General features: G+C 73.2%; 16 protein-coding genes. 5 read left to right on the top strand and 11 right to left on the bottom strand.

Annotation, left to right across the window (positions count from 1 at the left end):
• Positions 1 to 210 precede the first annotated feature (210 nt).
• On the bottom strand, positions 211 to 1260 hold the full coding sequence (locus ACQYWQ_RS26785; protein ID WP_431038163.1) for a multicopper oxidase domain-containing protein: 1050 nt from the start codon (positions 1258 to 1260) through the stop codon (positions 211 to 213).
• Between the two features lie 197 nt (positions 1261 to 1457).
• Between ACQYWQ_RS26785 and ACQYWQ_RS26780 the strand changes: the two genes are divergently transcribed.
• Both ACQYWQ_RS26780 and ACQYWQ_RS26775 read left to right on the top strand, forming a co-directional pair.
• Complete coding sequence (locus tag ACQYWQ_RS26780) at positions 1458 to 4016, top strand: ThuA domain-containing protein (RefSeq protein WP_431038160.1); 2559 nt, start codon at positions 1458 to 1460, stop codon at positions 4014 to 4016.
• Between the two features lie 3 nt (positions 4017 to 4019).
• Positions 4020 to 6290, top strand: coding sequence for an OmpL47-type beta-barrel domain-containing protein (locus tag ACQYWQ_RS26775; protein WP_431038158.1), 2271 nt, complete (start codon positions 4020 to 4022; stop codon positions 6288 to 6290).
• A gap of 72 nt (positions 6291 to 6362) precedes the next feature.
• Here ACQYWQ_RS26775 and ACQYWQ_RS26770 read toward each other — a convergent pair whose 3' ends face one another.
• Together ACQYWQ_RS26770 and ligD are read right to left on the bottom strand one after the other, a co-directional pair.
• Positions 6363 to 7529: an ABC transporter permease gene (locus ACQYWQ_RS26770; protein ID WP_431038157.1), complete on the bottom strand. Its 1167-nt coding sequence runs from the start codon at positions 7527 to 7529 to the stop codon at positions 6363 to 6365.
• Positions 7530 to 7532: 3 nt separating this feature from the next.
• Positions 7533 to 8546: a non-homologous end-joining DNA ligase gene (ligD, locus tag ACQYWQ_RS26765; RefSeq protein WP_431038155.1), complete on the bottom strand. Its 1014-nt coding sequence runs from the start codon at positions 8544 to 8546 to the stop codon at positions 7533 to 7535.
• Between the two features lie 94 nt (positions 8547 to 8640).
• Between ligD and ACQYWQ_RS26760 the strand changes: the two genes are divergently transcribed.
• On the top strand, positions 8641 to 9735 hold the full coding sequence (locus ACQYWQ_RS26760) for an ATP-dependent DNA ligase (protein WP_431038153.1): 1095 nt from the start codon (positions 8641 to 8643) through the stop codon (positions 9733 to 9735).
• A gap of 75 nt (positions 9736 to 9810) precedes the next feature.
• Here ACQYWQ_RS26760 and ACQYWQ_RS26755 read toward each other — a convergent pair whose 3' ends face one another.
• Positions 9811 to 10977 carry a PP2C family protein-serine/threonine phosphatase gene (locus ACQYWQ_RS26755; RefSeq protein WP_431038151.1) on the bottom strand — a complete coding sequence of 389 codons (1167 nt, stop codon included), beginning with the start codon at positions 10975 to 10977 and terminating at the stop codon, positions 9811 to 9813.
• Between the two features lie 99 nt (positions 10978 to 11076).
• Between ACQYWQ_RS26755 and ACQYWQ_RS26750 the strand changes: the two genes are divergently transcribed.
• Complete coding sequence (locus tag ACQYWQ_RS26750) at positions 11077 to 11586, top strand: MarR family winged helix-turn-helix transcriptional regulator (RefSeq protein ID WP_431039361.1); 510 nt, start codon at positions 11077 to 11079, stop codon at positions 11584 to 11586.
• Between the two features lie 320 nt (positions 11587 to 11906).
• Positions 11907 to 12272: an STAS domain-containing protein gene (locus ACQYWQ_RS26745; RefSeq protein WP_431038150.1), complete on the top strand. Its 366-nt coding sequence runs from the start codon at positions 11907 to 11909 to the stop codon at positions 12270 to 12272.
• A gap of 739 nt (positions 12273 to 13011) precedes the next feature.
• Here the strand turns inward: ACQYWQ_RS26745 and ACQYWQ_RS26740 are convergent.
• From ACQYWQ_RS26740 to ACQYWQ_RS26710, 7 genes are all read right to left on the bottom strand, one after another.
• On the bottom strand, positions 13012 to 14241 hold the full coding sequence (locus ACQYWQ_RS26740; RefSeq protein WP_431038149.1) for a cytochrome P450 family protein: 1230 nt from the start codon (positions 14239 to 14241) through the stop codon (positions 13012 to 13014).
• Entirely contained in the window at positions 14205 to 15476 is a 1272-nt protein-coding gene (locus tag ACQYWQ_RS26735; RefSeq protein WP_431038147.1) for a cytochrome P450, read from the bottom strand. The genes ACQYWQ_RS26740 and ACQYWQ_RS26735 overlap by 37 nt, the downstream gene beginning before the upstream one ends.
• Positions 15473 to 16102: a GTP-binding protein gene (locus ACQYWQ_RS26730; RefSeq protein WP_431038146.1), complete on the bottom strand. Its 630-nt coding sequence runs from the start codon at positions 16100 to 16102 to the stop codon at positions 15473 to 15475. The genes ACQYWQ_RS26735 and ACQYWQ_RS26730 overlap by 4 nt, the downstream gene beginning before the upstream one ends.
• Complete coding sequence (locus ACQYWQ_RS26725; protein WP_431038144.1) at positions 16083 to 16433, bottom strand: DUF742 domain-containing protein; 351 nt, start codon at positions 16431 to 16433, stop codon at positions 16083 to 16085. The genes ACQYWQ_RS26730 and ACQYWQ_RS26725 overlap by 20 nt, the downstream gene beginning before the upstream one ends.
• A complete protein-coding gene (locus ACQYWQ_RS26720; RefSeq protein ID WP_431038143.1) occupies positions 16430 to 16870 on the bottom strand; it encodes a roadblock/LC7 domain-containing protein in 441 nt (146 codons plus the stop codon). The genes ACQYWQ_RS26725 and ACQYWQ_RS26720 overlap by 4 nt, the downstream gene beginning before the upstream one ends.
• On the bottom strand, positions 16867 to 18402 hold the full coding sequence (locus ACQYWQ_RS26715) for a histidine kinase (protein WP_431038141.1): 1536 nt from the start codon (positions 18400 to 18402) through the stop codon (positions 16867 to 16869). The genes ACQYWQ_RS26720 and ACQYWQ_RS26715 overlap by 4 nt, the downstream gene beginning before the upstream one ends.
• A gap of 294 nt (positions 18403 to 18696) precedes the next feature.
• Positions 18697 to 21417 carry an ATP-binding protein gene (locus ACQYWQ_RS26710; RefSeq protein ID WP_431038139.1) on the bottom strand — a complete coding sequence of 907 codons (2721 nt, stop codon included), beginning with the start codon at positions 21415 to 21417 and terminating at the stop codon, positions 18697 to 18699.
• Positions 21418 to 21485 lie beyond the last annotated feature (68 nt).

Below are 21485 nucleotides of genomic sequence, written 5' to 3'. Positions count from 1 at the left end.
CGCCGCCGCGGGGTACGGGCACGGCGGACGCCCTCCTTCCGAGTCTGGCACCGGCGCCCGTGAGGCGCGCGACGAGGAGCGGCACGCCCTCGCCGGCCCCCGTCCCCCCGTCGGCCCCGTACGCACCCGTCACGCGCCACCGGCCCCCGCCCGGCCCCAGGCGGCCCCGGGGCGGCCGCACGCGCGGCCCACGTCGTACCGGCCTCGTGCTCAGCCCCCGTGCCCCGCGTGGTCCCCGGCCGCGCTCTTCCCCGGGTCCGCCCCCTTCGCCGTGCCACCGCTCCTCTTCGCCGTGTGGCCCTCGTGTCCCGGTACCGTGCCGTCCTCCTTGGCGACCAGGAACATCCCCGCCATGCCCATGTCGGAGTGCGACTGGACGTGGCAGTGGTACATCCACGCCCCCGCGCCCACGCCCTCGCCCGCGATCACCTGGAAGCCGAAGGAGTCGGCGGGGCCGACGATCTTGTTGTCGATGACGGCGGAGGGGTCGTCGGGCCCGGTGAGCAGGCCCGTGCGGTTGTCCGCCCAGCGGTGACCGTGCATGTGGAAGGTGTGGTAGTACTCGCCGTGCGTGATCATGACGATCTCGACGCGCTCCCCGACGACCGCGTCGAAGTCGGGGCCCTCCTTGAGGTTGTTGATCGTCATGTCGTTGAAGACGATCGTGTGCGTGCGGTCCGGGAGCAGATCGCCCTTGCGGCGCACCACCACTCCCCCGTAGAGCCCGTTGCGGATGCCGCCCGTGCCGTGGTCGGTGCCCACGACGTGGTCGTGGTAGTGCCAGTAGCCCGCGCTGCCCGGCCGGTAGGTGCCGTCGGCGCGGGTGCCCGGCTTGTGGGTGCGCCAGGTGTACGTGCGGTGGCCGCCCGGCGGGACGTGACTGCCGCTCATGCGGGTGCCGTCGCTCGTGATCTCGTAGTCGAGGCCGTGGACGTGGAGACTCGCGTCGACGTCCATCGTGTTCTCGAAGTCGATGTGCAGCGTGTCGCCCTCGTTCAGCTCGATGAGCGGACCGGGGACGCTCGCCCTGCCCTTCTCCAGTCCGTAGCCCATCCGGCCGTCCGCGAGGCGTTCGGCGTACATCGTGACGCGGCGCACCTCACCCCCCGCGGGCGCGGTCGGCGCGGTCACCGCGGCCTGCGCCGTCCCGCTCGTCGCACTCGCGCCCACCACGCCGAGGCCCGCGGCCGCGGCCGCTCCGCCGAGCAGATAGCGCCGTCCGATGCGCCGTCCTCCCGAGCCCTCGTCCGTCGAAGCCATTACGAACTCCTTTGTCGATGCGGGGACTTGCCGGACCACAGGGGCCCCAGGGACGGGCACACGGTAGCCGGGACGCCGTCGTTTATCCACGGTGAGGACAAAGTTTGTGCCATTCAGGTCATAGGTATTGGCCTCCCGTGCAAAGGGGTCTAGCTTCAGCGGCGCTGTTGCTGCGACTGACGAGGGTGGAGGACCACATGCGGTTCACACCGCACCACCGGACACCGGCTCAGGTGTCCGGCACCGAGAGAACAGCCCGACACTCCGCATCCCCGACGACGACCGGCGCCACCAGAACGTCCCCCGCACGCACCCGGGCCCGTCGGCGAGCACGCCTCGCCGGGGCAGCGGTCCTCGCCTCGGCCGCGCTCGCGACCGGGCTGCTCACGGGACCGCCCGCGGGGGCCGCGGGCAAGGCCACGCTCGCCCTGCCCTCACCGCCCGGCGGGGACGAGGTCAAGGTGCTCGTCTACACCGGGAGCACCGCCCCCGAGTCCCCGGCCGTCAACGCGGGGATCGAGGCCATCGAGAAGATCGGCCAGTCCGGGCCGGCCGGCCAGCGCTTCACGATCGAGGCGACCGACAAGGCGAAGGTCTTCACGAACGCGACCAAGCTCGGCAGGACCAACGCGGTCGTCTTCCTCACGGGCCCCGGCGACGTGCTCAACGCCGAGCAGGAGGCCGGACTTGAGTCGTACATCAAGGCCGGGGGCGGCTTCATCGGCCTGAACGACGCGGCCCGCACCGAGCCGTACTCCGACTGGTACACCGGGCTCATCGGGGCACGGCCCGTCGAGGGCAGCGGGACGAAGACCCAGCGCGCCACCGTCGAGGTCGGCGACCGGACCCACCCGGCGACGAAGGACCTGCCGCTGGAGTGGAAGCACCCCGACAGGTGGTTCAACTGGGAGACGAACCCGAGCGGCACGGTGCACACCGTCGCACGGGTCCGCGAGTCCACGTACAGCCCGGGCGAGGGCGCCAACGGCGCCGACCACCCGGTCTCGTGGTGCCGTGACTACGACGGCGGGCGGTCCTTCTACTCCGCGATGGGCGGTACGGCGGAGAGCTTCGCCGAGACCGACTTCCGCGCCCACCTGCGCGGCGCCCTGCTGTGGACGACCCGCCTCGTGCAGGCCGACTGCAAGGCGACGATCGAGTCCAACTACGTCGCCGAGCGGCTCACGCAGGCGAACAAGGCCGGCGAGAACGACCAGATCGGCGAGCCGCACGGCCTCGTCACCGCCCCCGACGGGCGCGTCTTCTACATCGGGCGCGGCGGCAAGGACGCGAGCCAGCCCGTCGTGACCGACTGGAACGACCCCGACGTCGGCAAGGGCGAGGGCGAGATCCACATCTACGACCCGAAGACCGAGCAGGTCACGCTCGCCGGGACGCTCTCCGTCTTCGGCAACAAGGGCGGCGGCGACGAACTCGTCAAGGTCGAGGAGGGGCTGCTCGGCATCGAGCTGGACCCGCGCTTCGAGGACAACGGCTGGGTGTACCTGCACTACACGCCGCACTCCAAGCTCGACCGCGACAAGCAGATGGCGACCCGTCAGGTCTCGCGCTTCACGCTGAACAAGAAGACCAACAAGCTGGACCTCTCCTCCGAGAAGGTCCTGCTCTCCTGGCCGGTGCAGGTGCACTCCTGCTGCCACGCGGGCGGCGGCATGGCCTGGGACTCCCACGACAACCTGTACATCGCCGTGGGCGACAACAACTCCTCGCAGTTCAGCGACGGTTACTCGGGCAACAACCCGGAGCCCAACTACAAGGGCGTCTCCTTCGCCGACGCGCGCCGCACGGCGGGCAACACCAACAACCTCAACGGGAAGATCCTGCGCATCCACCCGGAGCAGGACGGCACCTACACGCTCCCCGAGGGGAACCTCTTCACCGGCGAGGAGACCGCCGAGGGCGGCGGCAAGACACGCGGCGAGATCTACGTCATGGGCGTGCGCAACCCCGCGCGCATCTCCGTCGACAAGAAGACCGACACCCTCTACGCGGGCTGGGTCGGCCCCGACGCGGGCGCCCCGAGCGAGACGTGGGGCCCGGCCAAGTACGACACCTTCGCCGTCATCACGAAGGCGAGCAACCGCGGCTGGCCGTACTGCATGGGCAACAAGCAGCCGTACCGCGACCGCAACCTGCCCGACCCGAGCAAGCCGCTCGGCTGGTACGACTGCGACCACCCGAAGAACGAGTCCCCGAACAACGACGGACTCGTCAACCTGCCGCCCGTCACCGGCAACAACATCTGGTACTCGCCCCAGGGCGGCGGCCCCGACTACCCGCGCGACGCGGACGGAGTGCCCTCCTACAAGGAGAGCGAGGCCACGTACACGCTGCCGTGGCTCAAGGGCGGCGGCCAGGCGACCATGAACGGCCCGGTCTACCGGTACGACGAGAACAACGCCAGCGCCGTCAAGTGGCCCCAGTACTGGGACGGCAAGTGGTTCGTCGGCGACTTCTACGACGACACGCAGCCCCGGCACGCCGTGCTCATGGACCCCAAGACGCAGGGCGACGGCGGGCTGCCCATCCACGCCGAGTCCCTGAAGAAGATCATCCCGGTCGGTGAGGACGGCATCCGCAACCTGATGGACTGGAAGTTCGCCCCGGACGGCTCGCTCTACGTCCTCGACTACGGGCGGGGCTTCTTCACCTCGGACAGCCACTCCGCGCTGTGGCGCGTGACCTACAAGGGCGGGGGCCCCACCCCCGCCGCCGACCAGCTCGTGAGGAGGTAAGCGGTGCGACCACGACGGCGTACGAGAGCGCGGCACCGGGCTCCCCGGCTGCTGCTGACCCTGCTCGCCGCGTTCGGGCTCGTCCTCGGACTGAGCGCGACGAGCGCGACCGGCGACACGGGGGCCAGGACGACGGCCGCCCAGGAATCCGCCAAGCCGGAGAAGGATGCCGCGCCCAGGGCGGCCCAGGTGCTCACCTGGACCGCGGGCGACGACATCACGCACTACGTCTCCGCCCCCGAGAAGGCGGTGGCGGGACCCGCCACGATCGTCTTCGAGAACAGCGCGGCCACCGGCAACACCACCGGGATGCCGCACACCCTGACCTTCGACGTCTCCAGCCCCGACTACAACAACGACGTCAACGTCAACATCCTCGCCAACCCCTCGGACGCCGAGGGCGGCAAGCACAGCGTCGACGTCGTCCTCACCCCGGGCACGTACCGCTTCCACTGCACGATCCCGGGGCACCTCTCGATGGAGGGCACCCTCGTGGTGACCGACGGCGGGGGCGGCGAGGACACCACGGCGCCCACCACGTCGGCGACGGTGAGCGGCGACCAGAACGCCGACGGGGCCTACGTCGGCTCCGCGTCCGTCGCGATCGAGGCGAGCGACGAGGGCTCGGGCGTCGACACCGTCGAGTACGCGCTCGGCGCCGACGGCGCCTGGCAGCCGTACACGGCGCCCGTCGTCGTCGACCAGGTCGGCGAGCACGTCGTGCGCTACCGCGCGACCGACGCGGCGGGCAACGCGGCCGAGGAGAAGTCCGTCACCTTCACCGTCGCCGCCCCGCCGACCGACGACCAGGACGCGCCGGAGACCTCGGCGACCGTCACGGGCGAGCAGGACGACGACGGCGCCTACCTCGGGATGGCGACCGTCACCGTCACCGCCTCCGACACCGGTTCGGGCGTCAACAAGATCGAGTACGCGCTCGGCGCCGAAGGGGCCTGGCAGGAGTACACGGGGCCCGTCATGGTCCACGAGCCGGGCGAACAGGTGGTGCGCTACCGGGCCACCGACAAGGCGGGCAACACGGCGGCCGAGAAGTCCGTCTCGTTCACCGTCGTCGAGCCCCCGGCGGAGGACACCACGGCACCGGTCGTGGGCGCGGAGGTGACCGGTACGAAGAACTCGGACGGCGCCTACCTCGCCTCGGCGAAGCTCACCCTGAACGCGACCGACGAGGAGTCGGGCGTCGACAAGGTCGAGTACTCGCTCGACGCCGGTCCCTACCTCGCGTACAGCGCGCCCGTCGTGATCGACCGCGTCGGACGGCACACCGTCGACTACCGCGCGAGCGACAAGGCGGGCAACACCTCCGAGGCACGGCAGGTGGCCTTCACCGTCGCCGCGGGGGGCGGTGTCCCCGCGCCGGGCTGCGCCGAGTTCGACGAGCGCAAGACCGTCTTCGTCGGCACCGTCGACTCCGGCGTGCCCAACCGCATCACGGAGAACCGCTGCCGGATCAACGAGCGCATCGAGGACGAGAAGGACTGGTCGTCGAACGCCCTGTTCCTCAAGCACGTCACGCAGGTGCTCGACGAGCTGCGGGCGGAGAACGTCATCGACAAGCGCGAGCGCAAGGCGATCAACCAGGCCGCCAAGGCGTCCGGGATCGGCAAGCCGGGGCAGACGACCGGCTACAAGGACCTCATGGACGGCTCGCAGGCCCAGTTCGACAAGTGGGAGCAGGTCGGCGGCGGCAAGTTCGCGCTGAACGACGACGGCTCGATCACCAGCTCCACGGACGTCGACGGCATGGGGATGCTGTGGTTCCCCGAGCGGAAGTTCGACGACTTCTCGCTCAAGCTCCGCTTCCGTGACGACGGCCCCGGCACCACGAACGCCAACGGCGGGGTCTTCGTCCGCTTCCCGAACGTCCACGACCACCCGGAGGAGTCGCGGCCCGAGTGGGTCGCGATCAACTACGGGCACGAGATCCAGATCTTCGACTCGCCCTCGGGCGACATGTACAAGACCGGGTCCGTGTACGGCTTCGACAGGGTCGGCCTCGCCGGAGCCGGGGTCACCGAGAAGGGGACCTGGAACGACTACGAGATCAGGGCCGTCGACCAGCACTTCCAGATCTTCCGCAACGGGGCGCTGATCAACGAGTTCGACAACACGGGCGGCCAGTTCTTCGAGCCGCCCAGGGCCGGTGACCCGGGCACCGACGGGCGGCGCTACGCCTCGGGCTACGTCGGTCTCCAGGTGCACAGCACGTCCGACGTGATCTCCTACCGGGACATCCGCATCCAGGAGCTGTAGCCGCGCGGGCGTCCGGCGGCCCGGATACGCGGCGCGCGACGCCCCGTATCCGGGCACCCGGTGCTCGGCGGTTCAGCCGGGAGCGGTGGCAGTGGCACCCCCACCGCCACCGCTCCCCTTCCCGTGCGTGGCCCGCTCCCCTTCCCGGGCGCGCCCGCCCGGGTGCCGGTGGCGCCAGATCCAGAAGACCGCGCAGGAGACGAGGGCCCACGCGGCGAGCACGAGGTAGGGGAAGAGGTGCTGGTGGCCCCGGAAGTACACCGCGGTGTGCTGCGCGTTGACCGAGGCGCCCGGCGGCAGCCACTGCCCGATGTGCCCGAGCACCGAGGGCAGCAGCGGCCAGGAGACCGCGCCACCGGACGAGGGGTTGCCGAGCAGCACCATGACGCCCCACGTCGGGAGCATCGCCCAGCGCCCGACGAGGGTGTTGAACATCGTGAAGACCATGCCGCACGTGAACATCGTGAGGGCGAGGATGAGCCAGGACTGGGTGAAGGGCAGGTGCAGCGCCCCGAGCCACCAGTCCACGACGGCCGCGATCGTGAACCCGCCGAGCAGCGCGTACCCGGCCGTGCAGGCGATCCGCTCCAGCGGGTCCAGGCCCCGCGCGTGCACGCTGAGCTGGATGGCGCCGACGAAGCCGACGATGACGGCGGCGAGCGAGATGTAGAAGAGCGCGAGGCCGCGCGGGTCCCCGGACTGGAGCGGATTGACGTCCCGTACGGTCACGGGCGTGCCCGTCTCCTCGCCGACCTTCGGCGCGGCCTCGGCGAGCAGCTGCGCGACCGAGGCACCCGAGGCCCCGGAGAGGTCGAGCCGGGCACGCTCCCCGTCGCGGCTCAGCACCGCGAAGACCTTCTGCTCCTCGATCGCCTCGCGCGCCGACCCGTAGTCGCGGTACGTGTGCAGGCTCAGCCCCGCGTCGAGCGCGCGCTCCATGCCGTCCACGAACCGCAGCCCCTGCGGCCAGCGGTGCTCTCCGACGACGGCGACCGGCACGTGGCGGGGCGTCGGCTTCGCCATCTGGTACGTGTACGAGCCGGCGAAGAGTCCGGCGGCGGCGGCGACGATGAGGCACAGCACGAGGGCGGGCCAGTACGCGGAGGTGCGGAAATCGGCCCAGCGCTCGCCGAGGGAGGGGCGGCGGGCGTGGGCGGGGTGGGCGCCCGAGGGGCCCGCGGTGTGCTGGTCCGGGCCTGGGGTTCCCCCGTGAGGCCCTGGGCTGCCGGGGTCCGCCATGACTCAGCCCGTCTCCTTCTTCGCGCGGCTCGGCTGCACCCGCGAGGGCTCCCCCGGCATCTTCGGGTAGTCCGGCGGGTACGGCAGCTCGCCGAGCCCTTCGCCCTCGTCGCGCGCCGCGAGGTCGAGGAGCGGTTCGAGCGAGTAGCGGCGCTCGTCCATGTCCGCGTGCACGTCGCCGCGCTCGCGGTAGCGGCCCACCATCGTGCGCAGGTCGAAGTCGCGCGGGTCGGCGTCGGGGACCTCGTCCCAGGTGAGCGGGGCGGAGACGGGCGCGTGCGGGCGGGCACGCAGCGAGTAGGCGGCGGCGATGGTGCGGTCGCGGGCGTTCTGGTTGTAGTCGAGGAAGATGCGCTCGCCGCGCTCCTCCTTCCACCACTGCGTCGTCACCTTGCCCGGCATCCGGCGTTCCAGCTCGCGCCCCACGGCGATCGCCGCGCGCCGCACCCCGGTGAAGTCCCAGCGCGGCTCGATGGGCACGAAGACGTGCAGTCCGCGCCCGCCCGAGGTCTTCGGGAAGCCGCGCAGGCCCAGCTCGTCGAGGAGTCCGCGCAGCTCGACGGCGACGGCGACGGCCTCGGCGAAGCCGGTGCCGGGCTGCGGGTCGAGGTCGAGGCGCAGTTCGTCCGGGTGGTCGGTGTCCTCGGCCCGTACGGCCCAGGGGTGGAAGACGAGACCGCCCAGGTTCGCCGCCCACAGAATCGCCGCGGGCTCCTCGGGGCACAGCTCGTCGGCGTACCGGCCGCTCGGGAAGGAGATCCGCGCGGTGCGCAGCCAGGAGGGGTGGTTCTTCGGGGCCCGCTTCTGGAAGAAGGAGTCGCCCTCGACGCCCTCCGGGTAGCGCTCCAGGGTCGTGGGCCGGGCGCGCAGGGCGCGCGTCATGCCCTCGCCGACCGTGAGGTAGTACTCCGCGACGTCGCGCTTCGTGTACCCGGGACGCGGATAGTAGATCTTGTCGGGGTGGCTGATCCTGACGGTGCGCCCGCCCGCCGTCAGCTCCTCCGCTTCGTCCGCCATGCCGCCACGGTAGGCGCGGGCGCGTACCTCCGCATATCGGTGCGCACCGGCACTCACCGCGCGCACGACCGGCGGACGGGCACACAATCGGCTCATGCGCCTGCCTGTCATGCCTCCGGTGAAACCGATGCTCGCGAAGGCCGTGCCCGAGATCCCGGCCGGGATGCACTACGAGGCGAAGTGGGACGGCTTCCGCTGTCTCGTCTTCAGGGACGGCGACGAGGTGGTGCTGGGCAGCCGCACGGGCAAGCCGCTCGGGCGGTACTTCCCCGAGCTGGTCGACGCGCTGCGGGAGCGGCTGCCCGAGCGGTGCGTCCTGGATGGGGAGGTCGTCGTGGCGCGCGAGGGGCGGCTCGACTTCGACGCGCTGAGCGAGCGCATCCACCCGGCCGCCTCGCGAGTGCGGCTGCTCGCGGATGCGACGCCGTCCTCGTACATCGCCTTCGACCTGCTCGCCCTCGGCGAGGAGTCATTGACCGACCGCCCGCAGCGCGCCCGCAGGGAACGGCTCGAAGCGGTGCTCGCCGGGGTCTCCGCCCCGGTGTACCTCGCGCCGGCGACGGGGGACCGCGCGGTGGCCGAGCGGTGGTTCGGGCAGTTCGAGGGGGCGGGTCTGGACGGGATCGTCGCGAAGCCGCCCGAGCTGCCGTACCGCGAGAACCAGCGGGTCATGTTCAAGATCAAGCACGAGCGCACCGCCGACTGCGTCGTGGCCGGGCTGCGCTTCCACAAGAGCGGCCCCGTGGTGGGCTCGCTGCTGCTCGGGCTGTACGACGAAGCGGGCGCGCTCCAGCACGTGGGGGTCTGCGCGGCCTTCCCGATGAAGCGGCGCGCCGAGCTGATGGCGGAGCTGGAGCCGCTGCGGATGGACGGCTCCGGCGACGGGTTCGGGGACCACCCGTGGGCGCACTGGGCCGAGGCCGAAGCGCAGGAGGCGGGGCGCCTTCCCGGGGGGCCGAGCCGCTGGACAGGCACGAAGGACCTGTCCTGGGTGCCGCTGCGTCCCGAGCGGGTGTGCGAGGTGGCCTACGACCACATGGAGGGGTCCCCGGCGACGGGCAGGGCCCGCTTCCGGCACACCGCGCGCTGGCGCCGCTGGCGCCCGGACCGCACCCCGGAGAGCTGCACGTACGCGCAGGTCGACGAGCCGGTGCGGTACGCGCTCGGGGCGGTGCTCGGCGGGGCCTGAGCCCCGCCCGTACCGCCGCGCACCGCCCGTACCGCCGCGCACCGCCCCGCCCCCGGGTACGGCTCCGTGCCGCCCCTACAGCTGCTGCCTTCCGTGCCAGTCCAGGCACAGCACCATCGCGTCGTCGTCCTGCGTGACGGTTCCCCGGTGCGCCGCCAGTTCCTTGAGGACGGCGTACGGGACCTGCGCGGGCGGCAGCAGCCGGGTGCCGGTCATCGCGGCGACGAGCGCCCGCCTCCCGTACCGCTCCCCGGTCGGCGACAGCGCCTCGTACACGCCGTCGCTGAAGAAGAAGAGCCGGTCCCCGGGCCTGACCCGGAAGCGCTGGGCGACGTAGACGCTGTCCTCGAACATGCCGAGCGGGAGCTGCGCGTCGAGTTCGATCCGCTCGGTGACCCCGTCGCGCTGGCGCCACAGCTGGGGCGAGCCCGCGTCCACGACGTCGACGTCGCCGCTCGCGAGGTCGAAGCGGAGCAGCAGCGTGGACAGGTGCACGGCGCCCTGGTGGTGGCCGTAGATGGCCTGGTCCGCCAGGGCCGCCTGGTCGGCGAGGCCGAGCCCGGCGCGGCGCGCGTTGCGCAGCGCGTTGACGGCGAGGTTGGTGAGCAGCGCGGCCTCGATGCCCTCGCCCATGCCGTTGGTGACGGAGAGGTGCAGCGTCTCGGCGGAGCCCGACCAGTCGAAGTTGTCGCCGCGGATCGCGTACGCGGGCTCCAGCTGGGCGCCGAGCGCGTACTCGGGGCGCGAGCAGGAGCGCCCGGGGAGCAGCTGCCATTGCAGCTCGGCCGCGAGCGTGAGGCGGCGGGCGCGGCGGGCCTGCTGGTAGAGGTCGGTATCGCGTTCGGCGACGAGGATCTCGTGCCCGAGCACCTCGCCGATCTCGGCCATCTCGCCCGCCATCCCCTCGTCGTAGCCGCCCTCAGGCAGCCGGACGGTGAGGATGCCGAGCCGGTCGCCGCGCACGGTCACGGGGACGTGGACGAGGGTGTAGTCGCCGGAGTTCTCGGCGTACGGCTGCTGGGCGCCGAAGGCGCGTCCCGGGGCTCCCAGATGGGCGGACAGCGGCTCAGGCGGCAGCGGGGGAGGCTCGACGGGCTGGAGTATGGTCATGGCGTAGTCGGCCATGAGCAGATCCACGCCCGCGGCCCCGTAACGGGCCCGCAGCGCCGTGCGCAGCGCGTCGAGCAGAGCGTGGGGCGGGGCCTTGCGCAGGGCGCGTTCCACCGCCGCGAATCTGTCCACCGTACGTGTACCACCTGTCTCGGAGATCGGGAGAAGGGAAGCCGGACCGTCATGCCTCAGCGACTGACAGGAGCCTTGCGAAGTGTCAGAGTCGAGGACATGCATCGCGAGGCGGCGACCCAGGAGAACCGGGCTGCCGCGGCGCGGGTGGCCGGAGAGGTCATCGAGCTGCTGGAAGTGATGTGGCACAAGGGCCGCGACCTGGCGCCGACTGCACCGGTCTCAGTCTCGCAGCTGCGCGTGCTGTACATCCTGGACCGCGGGAACGGGATCAACCTGCGCACCCTCGGCGAGGAGCTGGGGGCCGCGCCGTCCTCGGTGAGCCGGCTGTGCGACCGGCTCCAGGCGCTCGGGTACGTGGAGCGCGCGGCGAGCCAGTCGAGCAGGCGGGAGGTCGAGCTGCGGCTCACCCCGCCGGGCGCCCGGTATCTGGACGAGCTGCGGGCGCGGCGGCAGAGCGCGCTCCTGGAGATCCTGGAGCGGGTGCCGCGGGCCGACAGGGACGCGCTGGCCCGCGGGCTCAGCGGATTCCTCGACGCCGCCGACTGGGGCGAGGCCGATTCCCCGCGCGAGCGGCCCGCGCGGGACGGGACGGCGGACTCCGCCTGAGCACCGCGCCCCGACGCGCGGGAACGGCCCCCTGGACCAGTACACGCTTGTGACCTCCGGTTCGCCTCGGCCCGCACGCCACTGTTCGGGCCGGGCGGTCCTGTCGGGGCTCAGATTGTTTCCTCGGGCGCACTGTTGTCAAACGGCAAGTGTCGCGAAGGCGCGACGGGGACTGACGCCCGGTCAGTGAGCGGGTCGCCGTTCACGATGACATGCGGGTACCCGCTACCGGGCGCCACGACGCTCGGCTAATGTTTGCCGCAAGGCAACAGTTGCCGACGCCGCGCGCCGCGCGTGACGTGACCAGGAAGGGCGCCACCATGCCGGACGAGGCCGTCAGTCACGCGGACACCCCCGGGGCGCGGGTGGTACGGCTGGTGGGAGAGGCGGACCTCGACACGGCGGAGGCACTCGACGCCGCGCTCACCGGGGCCCTGGCCTCCGGGCGGCCGCTCACCGTGGTCGACCTCTCGCGCACGACCTTCGCCGACTCCACGGTGCTCGGGGTCCTGCTCCGGGCGCACGCCCTGCACGAGGAGGCGGGCCTGCGCCTGCTGCTCGCGGGGCCGCTCGACGACGTGCTGCGGCGCCTCTTCGAGGTGACGGGCACCGACGCGCATCTGCGCTTCGCGGCCCATGTGGACCAGGCACTCGACGACGGCGACCGGCACCCGGAGCGGGGCTGAACCACGAGCGCGGGAGGGCGGGGCACGACGCCCGGACAGACCGGGCGACACCGGGCGGCGGGGCGAGGCGGGCCACGTCATCCGGACCTCACCGCCACGTGCCGGGCAGGCACGCGCAGGGGCGCATGGCACGGGGGCGCATGGCATAGGGGCGCACCGGGAACCGGCGCGCGACCGTGGGAGTGCGGAGCGTGCGGCTCAGCGCACCGGAAACCGGCGGCCTCGGCGGGACGGACAGGCGAGCCGGACGGACAGGCTAGCCGGACGGGCCGGGCCTCCGGACGGAGCAGGGAAGCGAAGCGCGCACAGGCGGGAAGTGAAACCCGCACAGGCCGAGCCGACGCGAACACCGAGCAGAGGCCACCCCGGAACCGGCAAGGCGGCCCCGTGAACGCGGAACGGGCGAGCCGGTGCACCAGGAACCGGCGGCCCCGGCGGGACGGGCCAGCGGCACGGGCGGGCCGGGCGGAGCCGGGAAGCGGTGCGCCTGCGGGCCGCGCAGGGGGCGCGAGGGGGCGGGCGCGGTGGGGCGGGCGCGGTGGGGCGGGGGGCGAGCCCGGCGAGGTGCCTGGTGAGCGGGAGCGGAAGGGCGGCGGCCGGGGGCGCCCTGGGGAGGCGAGCCGGTGCAGCAGGGGCGGGGGGACGGCGCGCTTGTACGGCCGCGCGGTCGGGCGGGCCCCGTGCGGGCGGGGACGCGGCGCGGCCGGCGAGCCGGGTGTGGGGCCCCGGCCCGTGTCCGTCAGGCCGTGCGGTAGGCGGGCAGCTCCGCCCAGCCGTGTGCGATGAAGGTCGGCACCTGCTGCGGGTCCGGGTCCGCGAGGCGCAGTTCGGGGAAGCGGGCGAAGAGCGCGGGGAGCGCGACCCCGGCCTCCAGCTGGGCGAGCGGCGCGCCGATGCAGCGGTGCGCGCCGATACCGAAGGCGAGGTGGTCGCCGGAGTCGCGGTGCGCGTCGAAGAGGTGCGCGGTGGGCCCGTAGTGCTCCGGGTCGTGGTTGGCGGCCGCGTACGTCGTGAGGATCGCGCTGCCCTTGGGGATGAGGACGCCACCGGTCTCGGGACCCTGGATGTCCTCGATCGCGAAGCGCATCGGCAGGTTGGCGATGCTCGGCGCCCAGCGCAGGGTCTCGGTGACGACCTGTTCCCAGGGCAGTTCGCCCGCCCGCGCCTGCGCGAGCTGCTCCGGGTGGGTGAGCAGCGCGAACGCGGCGTTGCCGATGAGGTTGACGGTCGTCTCGACCCCCGCGCCGATGACGAGGAGGAGCGTGTCGCGCAGCTCGTCGTCCGAGAGCCGGTCGCCGTCCGTGTCGCGCACGGTGACGAGGTCGCTCGCGAGGTCGTCACCGGGCTCGGTCCGCTTGGTCTCGATGAGTTCGCCGAGCACGGCGTAAAGGCGGGCGAGCGTCGCCATCGCCTCCTCGACCGGGCGGGACGCGTCCATGAAGTCGTCGAGCAGCGTGACGAGTTCGGCCTTGTGTGCCCCGCTCACGCCGAACAGCTCGCAGATGATCTCCATCGGCAGCTGCCGCGCGAAGGCGGAGCGCAGGTCGACGGCCTCGCCCTCGGGCACGGCCTCCATCTCGTCGAGCAGGCGCGTGACGATCTCCTCGACCCTGCCCCGCAGCCGCTCGGTGCGGTGGTGCGTGAAGGAGGGCGCGACGAGCTTGCGCAGCCGGCTGTGGTCGACCCCGTACGTGCTGAGCATGTTGATGACGCCGACCCAGCCGAGTATCCAGCCCCACTCCGGGTTGGACGAGGCCTCGGGCCAGCGTGCCCAGTGCTTGCGCGGGTCCTTGCTGACGCGCGGGTCGAGGATGAGGGTGCGCAGGTTCTCGTACCGCGTGACGGCGAAAGCGGGGATGCCGCCCGGCAGGGTGATCTCCACGACGGGGCCGCGCTCGCGCAGACGCGCGGCCTCGGCCGGGATGTCGGCGCCTACCGGGTCGAGAGTGACGGCTTGGAGCTGGTCCACGGGGTGACTCCTGGCTGATCGGGACGGACGGGGCGGAAGGTGACGGGCAGCGCCGCGAGGGCCCGGTGGAAGGGCCCGGGGCGCCAGGTCAGTTCGGCGAAGGGGACCGCGAGTTCGAGCCCGGGCAGCAGGGTGAGCAGCCGGTCGATGGCGGTCGCCGCGATCAGCAGCGCCGGGTCGGCGGCCGGGCAGCGGTGCTCCCCCGCGCCGAAGCCGAGGTGCGCGCCGCCGTCCGAGCGCTCGTCGGCGTGCGCGGGCAGCCCCGTGGGGTCCGACCCGGCTCCCGCGTACGAGACCAGGACCAGCTCGGCCGGCTGTATCCACGTGCCGTGGAAGTGGACCGGCCGCGTCGCGAAGTACGGGCCGTAGTTCGCCATCGACGGGTCCGTGCGCAGGACCTCGGCGAGCGCCTCGCGGGTGGAGAGCGCGCCGTCCGTGAGCGAGGAGTAGTACCGCTCGTCGGTGAGCATCCGCGCCGTCGTGTTGCTGATGAGGTTCGCCGACGGCTCGTTGCCCGCGCCGAGCGTGAGCACGACGTGCTGCACGACCTCCTCGGGGGCGAGCTGGGCGGGGTGCCCGATGAACCAGGAGGGGAGGTCGTCGCCCGGGCTCTCGTACTTCGCCGTGATGAGTTCGTTCATGTAGCGGCCGAACTCCTCGTTGGCCCCGACCGCTTCGGCGCCCACCGCGTTCGCGAGGGTCGTGAGGATACGGTCCAGGTCGCGGCCCGAGGCGTCGGAGCGCCCGTACAGGCGGTTGATGACACGCGCCATGAGCGGGCGCGCGTACTGCCCGACGAGGTCGGCGCGGCCCTCGGTGGCGAACTCGCGCACGAGGTCGTCGGCGATCTCCGTGACGGTCGCGCGCAGCCGGTGCGGCTGGATCATGCGGAAGCAGTCGCTCACCGCCTGCCGGAAGCGGTCATGGACCTCGCCGTCGGTGAAGAGGGCGTTGGGCCGGTAGCCGATCATGCCGAGCACGCCGTGCGCCTCGGGGGTGTTCGGCAGGGTCGCCTCCCAGGGGCGCGGGTCCTTGGACCAGTGCCCGTCCTGGTCGGTGAGGATCTCCCAGGCAGCGCGGTAGTCGAGGACGAGGTGCGCTCCCACGCCGGGGGCGACCTCGACGGGGGCGACGGCGCCGTGCCGCTCGCGCAGCCGCGCGTAGGCGGCGTGCGGGTCGGCGGCGAACTCGGGCTCGTACAGCGCCGTGGCGCCGGGAACGTATCGGTTGCTCAACTCTCCACCAGCTCACGGATGTGCTCGACGAGCATGATCAGCATGTCCCTGGCCGAGCGCGGATCGCGCGCGTCGCACACCGCGAGCGGCGTGGACTCCTCCAGGTCGAGTGCGGCACGCAGGGCCTCGGGTCCGTGCGCGGGCGAGTCATCGAACTGGTTGACCGCGACGGCGTACGGGATGCCGCGCCGTTCCACGAGGTCGAGCACGTCGAAACTCGCGTCCAGGCGCCGCGTGTCGGCGAGGACGAGGACGCCCATCGCCCCGTACGTCAGCTCCTCCCACAGCAGCCGGAAGCGCTCCTGCCCCGGCGCGCCGAAGAGGTAGAGGACCGCGCCGGGGTGGGCCGAGGGCTCGGGCGGGCGCAGCGTGAGGCGCCCGAAGTCGACGCCGACGGTCGTCGTCGTCTTGCCCCGTACCCCGCTGAGGTCGTCGACGCTCTCACCGGCCTGCGTGAGGACTTCCTCGGTGGTGAGCGGGGCGGTCTCCGATGCGGCGGCGACGAAGGTGGTCTTGCCCACGGCGAAGGGACCCGCGACGACGATCTTCACGGGGATCGGCAGCTCCGGCGCCGTGGGAGCCGGGGTGCCGGGCGCGGGGGCCAGGTCAGAGGGCGCGGAGGCCATGAAGCACCACATCCAGGAGTGCGGGGTCGGGGAGCTGGGCGGGGGCCGGGGGCTCGCGGGTGATGACGGCGCCGCTCGCGGCGAGCGCGGCGGCCATCATGCGGACGACGGCGTAGGGCAGGCCCAGCTGCGCCGCGCACTCGTAGACGGAGAGCATGCCCTCCTCCTCGACGAGCGCGAGGAGCCTGCGTGCCGCCGCGTCGAGCCCCTCGGCGGGGGCGCCGGGCTCGGCGTGCAGCAGCGTCGTGCGCTCCACGCCGATCCGTGCGGGGACTTCGAGCCCGGCGGTCGCGACGTAGTCCGGCACGAGGCGCCTGCGGGGCGGGGTCATGCGCCGGCGGTCCTGCTCTTCGCGGCCTCGCTGAGCGCCGCGACCAGCTTGCCCACCTGTACCTGCACCTCGTACGCGATCCGCCCCAGGTCGGCCTCACGGCCCGCCCACAGGACGAGTCCCGCGCCCTCGCCCGCGGGCGCGACGTAGTAGAGGCCCTGCGGGGTCGAGACGACGACCTCGTCGATCGTGCGGTCGGCGCCCTGCGCCGCGCGGTCCACGAGCGCGCGGACGCTGCCGAGCGTCGAGCTGGTGACCGCGGCGACCGCCTCGCCGTCCTCGGTCGCGATGCCGGGTGCGGCGCCCAGGATGAGGCCGTCCCTGCTGAACACGACGCCGCCCTCCACGTGCGGGAGTTCGAGCAGGGGCTCCAGTACCCACGACAGGTTCCGGGCGAGCGGAGCGCCCTTCACCGGCGGGGTTCCCTGGCTGTTCACAGGTCGTGTCCTCTCTGCTGCGCGGGGGCCGCCGCGGGGGCGCTGCGCGGCCCCTCGTGCGGTGCGCGTTCCGTGGGGGGTACGGGGGTGTCATCGGGCTCTGCCGCCCGCGCGTCCTCGGGCGGGCGGCTGTGGGGGGTCTCCAGGGGGGTGCGGCGGGGTGCCGCTTCGGTGCTCTCGCGCTCGACGGCCTCGACGGCCTCGCGCCCCTTGTCGCGGCCCGCCTGCCAGCCGCCCCAGCGGGCCCTGGCCTCACGGGGTTCCACGCGCGGGAGTTCGGCGACGGGGGCGACGGGCCCTGTGCCGCGCTCGCGGGTCTTGCGGCGCCGGCGCGGCAGCGCGGTGGCCTCCCCGGCCTCGGCGGCGCGGGGCACGCTGCGCACCCCGGCGGGCAGCGGCGGGGCGGCCGCCTCCTGGCCGCGTACGGGCGCGGGCGCGTGCACCGAGGGGGCGTGGCCCTCGGGCATCTCGACGAGGAGGGCGGCGGGAACGCTCACGACGGCGGCGACGCCCCCGTAGCTGCTCTTCTTCAGCGAGACCTGGAAGCCGTACTGCCGCACGAGTGCGCCGATCGCGGCCCAGCCGGTCTGCGGCGGGTCGCCGAGTTCGACGAGCCGCACCGGGTGCGTACCGCTGAGCAGGCGTTCGGCGCGGGCGAACTGCTCCGCGTTGAGGCCGACGCCCGCGTCCTCGACGATGACGCTCGCGCCGGTCTGCGTCTCGTGCAGCGAGACGTCGACCCGGAGGGTGCCGTGCGAGAAGTGGACGGCGTTGGCGAGGAGTTCGGCGAGGACCGCGCGCAGGGGCTCGACGCACTGCGCCATGACGCCGACGGGGCGGGTCAGGTGGTTGACGGGTTCGCCGACGCGCTCCTTGAAGTCGCGGACCCGGCTCGCGGCGCTCACCGCGATGTCCACGAGGTGCGTGTCGTCGCGGAAGAGCATCGGCGTGGAGCCGGTGGCGAGGGCCGGGGTCTGCGCGGCGCGGCCGATCAGCTCGTTGAGCATGTCGAGCGCGAGGATGTCGGCCATGAGCGCGGGCTCGGCGTCCGGGTGGCGGCGCTGGATCTCGCTCAGGCCGTCCTGGAGACGCAGTTGCAGCGCGTGCACGCGGCTCATCGCACCGCGCACCACGGCCCGGCCTGCCTCGTCGACCCGTTCGCCCTCGGCGGCGACGCCTTCCGCGACGGCGTCGAGCAGCGCGCGGTGGAGCCGGTCGACGGGGGTGCCCGCCAGCTCGGGCGCGAGCAGTCCCGGGACGGTGACGTGCGGGGTGCGCAGGTGCGAGAGGAGCGCGGGGAGGCGCTGTTCGAGAAGGTGGCGCGTCTCGCGCTCGACCGTCTCCTCGCCGGTACGTGCCCGCGCGCGCACGGCCTCCGCGTCGGCGAGCGCCGCGTCCCGTGCCGCGTGCGCCTCGCGTATGTCCTCGCCTGCCCGTCTGGCGCGTCGGCGCGCGGCGACGAGAGGGCCTCCGGTCGCCGCAGCGGTGGCCCCGCCGGCGACAACGGCTGCGGCCACGACCTCTATCAGCATGTGGGAAGTCCCTGAATTTCGGTGTGCTTGCGTACCGCGACGCGGCGTGCCGTCGCTCGCCGCACCACCGTAGGCGCAAGATCGTCACATGCCTAGTTCTGACCGGAAGTTGACGGGTTTTTTGATGAATCAGTGATCTTCATGACCGGAGTGCCCACCTTCGGGCAGAACCGGCCACGGAATGCGGGATTCCGCCGATTCCTCCGGGCACACCGGCCCCCTCGACACCGGCCCCCTCGGCACCGGCCCCCTCGGCACCGTCCCCGCCGTACCTCCGGGGGCGCACGGCCCCCGTCAGTAGAGCCCCCTGCCCTCCTCCAGCGTGGTCGCGGCGAGGCGTGCCAGGCCCGTGGCCCCGCAGCTGCGGGCGAGCGTGAGGCCGTGGTCGAGTTCCTTGCGGGAGCGCGTGACGAGCCCGTACTCGACGCGGGCGCGGGCGTGCTCGTAGGAACACGGCGAGTGTTCGAGGTAGGTCACCGCGCGGGCGAGCAGCGAGGCGGCGTGCTGGCCCTCGCTCACCGCGGCGGCCTGGCGCAGCGACTCGCCGACCGCCGTGTCGGTGCCGAAGCGCTCGGCCGAGGCACGCGCGGTGGCCACGAGCGCGGCGGCCCTGTCCGGGTCGTCGGGAGCGACGGCGACGGCGAGTTCGCCGTGCACGGGGGCGAGCACCGTGTTGTGCCAGCCCCGCGAGGTGAGCGAGAGGAGCCCGGCCTCCAGTTCGTCGACGGCCTCCTTGCGGCGCCCGAGCGCGAGCAGCAGCCGTCCCCGTACCGCCGCGGCGTCGGGCAGCACGATGACGTCGGGGTAGGGCGGCCGGAAGGCGTACTGCTCCATCAGTTCCTCGGCCTCGCGCACCTCGCCCTGCGCGAGCAGCGTGTCCGCGAGCATGCACACGATGTCCCAGTGCAGCGGCATCCGCGAGCCCACCCGGTCCGCGAGCCGCAGTGCCTCCTTGAGCATGCCCCGCGCGTCGCGCAACTGCCCGCGCCGCCGCTTCACGTACCCGACGAACGCCTGGGCCACGCCGAGGTGGTTGCCGCTCCAGCCCTGCCGCCTGTAGACGTCGAGCGCCTCGGTGAACAGGCTCGACGCGCGGTCGAGCCGGTCCGAGAAGATGTACGCGCCGCCGAGCATGACGAGGAGTTCGAAGCTCCACTCGGTGTCGGTCCAGCCGAGCCCGGGCGGGAGCTGCCCGTTGACGAGGGCGCGGTCGCACAGCTCCACCGCGTGCTCGGCGTTCTCACCGCGCGCCATGACGTCGAAGGCGCGCAGGATGAGCAGGGCCCGCTCGGAGGTGTCGCGCCCGGTGAGCGGGTCGGCGAGGGCGGCGAGCCGGGCCGAGCGGCCCTCCGCGTCGTCCTCGCGCGCGAAGATGCCCTCCCACATGAAGTGCACGCCCTGGAGCCGCATCCGGTCGGGTCCCTCGCCGAGCAGGGCCGCCTCGCGGTCCACCGCGTCGACGGCCTCGCGCAGCCGGTCGAGGTGTACGAGCGCCTGCGAGAGGCGGCAGACGGCGTCGATCCTGTCCTTGCCCGTCAGCCCGTCGGGCAGTTCGAGCGCCGCGCGCAGATGTCGCACGGTGCTCTCCAGGTCGGTGAGGAGCGTCGCACAGCCCAGTTCGTAACTGACCTGGGCGTGCACGCCGGGCGCGGGCGGCTCGCGCAGCGCGCGCTCCAGACAGAGCCTGGCCGCCTCGGGGGCGCCGACGGCGAGGTGTTCGCGGGCGGCGGCGCGCAGTTGCGCCACGACGTGCGGATCGTCGTCGGGGACGAGCTGGAGCAGGTGGCGCGAGGCGGCGGCGGCTCCGCGTCCTGACTCCGTGAGGAGATCGGCGGCCCGTCCGTGCAGGGCGGTGCGGTGGAAGGGGCGCATCGACTCGTGGACGGCGGTGGCGATGAGCGGGTGGACGAACTGGAGGTCGTCGTCGGGCCCGGTCAGGACGCGCGCCGTACGGAGCCTGGCGAGGTGCGCCGCGGCCTCGTCGAGCGGCATGTCGCTGAGCCGCGCGGCGAGCGGGAGCGTGATGTCGGTGCCGAGCACGGCCGCGGACCAGCTGAGCTTCAGGGCTCCCGCGCCCAGCGCCTCGATCCGCTCGACCAGGCCGACACCGCGCGAGGCCGCGTTGAGCCCGCGCAGCTGCCCGGCCTCGGACTCGACGGCCCTGACGCCGTTCTCGCGCGCCTTGCTGAGCAGTTCGACGGTGTCGTACGGGTTCCCTCCGGTCACCGCCCACACCTCGCGGCAGAAGCCGTCCTCCGCGAGCGAGCCGAAGGCCGCGCGGGTCAGCTCGGCCGCGGCGACGGGGCCGAGGGGCTGGAGCCTGTTGCCCGCCGGGCGCGCCTGGTCCACGAGGCTCTTGAGGTACTGGGCCGTGCGTCCCGTGGCCTCGTCCTCGCGCAGCGCCACGACGAGCAGCACCTTCGTCGAGTCGAGCGTCTTGGCGAAGGCGGCGAGCCAGTCGAGGGTCTCGGGGTCGGCCCAGTGCACGTCGTCGACGAGGACGACGACGGGCCAGTCGGCCTCGACGAGCCGCGTGACGACCGAGACGAGCGAGTCGATGACGCCGCGCGGGTCGGCGGTGCGCCCGCCCGGGTCAGCTATCCCGAGCGCGGGGCCCACGACGTCGTAACGTTCGCCGAGGTAGGCGCGGGCCTCGTCGGGGGTCATGGCGAGCAGGCTGTGCTGGAGCAGCTGCCGTACGAGGTGGAAGGGCACCGAGCTGACGGTCTGCCCGCCGCGCGCGCTCCACACCGCGGCCCGCGCGGTGGCCCGCTTGCGCACCTCCTGGAGCAGCCGGGTCTTGCCGATGCCGGCGACCCCGCTGAAGACGAGGAGGCTGCCGCCGCCCTCGCGGTCCTCGCAGAGGCGCTCGATGGCCTCGTCCACGAGCCGCAGCTCCCGCTCGCGTTCCCACAGCGCCTCACCGCCGTGCGAGCCTTCGCCGCCGCTCGCGGGCAGCTCGCCGTACGGGGAGTCGCCGTGGTCGTGAGCACCCTGCCGCGCGTTCGCCGTCATCCTGCCCGCTCCCTGCCCGTCCGCCGCTGCCAGGACCGGGAGTTGGTCGGCAGTTCGGCCGCCGGGCC

It is taken from the genome of Streptomyces sp. P6-2-1 (genome assembly GCF_050613165.1).
GTDB lineage: Bacteria > Actinomycetota > Actinomycetes > Streptomycetales > Streptomycetaceae > Streptomyces.
This window is presented reverse-complemented; position numbering and strand designations above follow the sequence as displayed.

Coding starts and splice junctions, on each gene's coding strand:
- ACQYWQ_RS26785 (WP_431038163.1), bottom strand. CDS start 1,260: ATGGCTTCGACGGACGAGGGCTCGGGAGGACGGCGCATCGGACGGCGC.
- ACQYWQ_RS26780 (WP_431038160.1), top strand. CDS start 1,458: ATGCGGTTCACACCGCACCACCGGACACCGGCTCAGGTGTCCGGCACC.
- ACQYWQ_RS26770 (WP_431038157.1), bottom strand. CDS start 7,529: ATGGCGGACCCCGGCAGCCCAGGGCCTCACGGGGGAACCCCAGGCCCG.
- ligD (WP_431038155.1), bottom strand. CDS start 8,546: ATGGCGGACGAAGCGGAGGAGCTGACGGCGGGCGGGCGCACCGTCAGG.
- ACQYWQ_RS26760 (WP_431038153.1), top strand. CDS start 8,641: ATGCGCCTGCCTGTCATGCCTCCGGTGAAACCGATGCTCGCGAAGGCC.
- ACQYWQ_RS26750 (WP_431039361.1), top strand. CDS start 11,077: ATGCATCGCGAGGCGGCGACCCAGGAGAACCGGGCTGCCGCGGCGCGG.
- ACQYWQ_RS26745 (WP_431038150.1), top strand. CDS start 11,907: ATGCCGGACGAGGCCGTCAGTCACGCGGACACCCCCGGGGCGCGGGTG.
- ACQYWQ_RS26730 (WP_431038146.1), bottom strand. CDS start 16,102: ATGGCCTCCGCGCCCTCTGACCTGGCCCCCGCGCCCGGCACCCCGGCT.
- ACQYWQ_RS26725 (WP_431038144.1), bottom strand. CDS start 16,433: ATGACCCCGCCCCGCAGGCGCCTCGTGCCGGACTACGTCGCGACCGCC.
- ACQYWQ_RS26715 (WP_431038141.1), bottom strand. CDS start 18,402: ATGCTGATAGAGGTCGTGGCCGCAGCCGTTGTCGCCGGCGGGGCCACC.
- ACQYWQ_RS26710 (WP_431038139.1), bottom strand. CDS start 21,417: ATGACGGCGAACGCGCGGCAGGGTGCTCACGACCACGGCGACTCCCCG.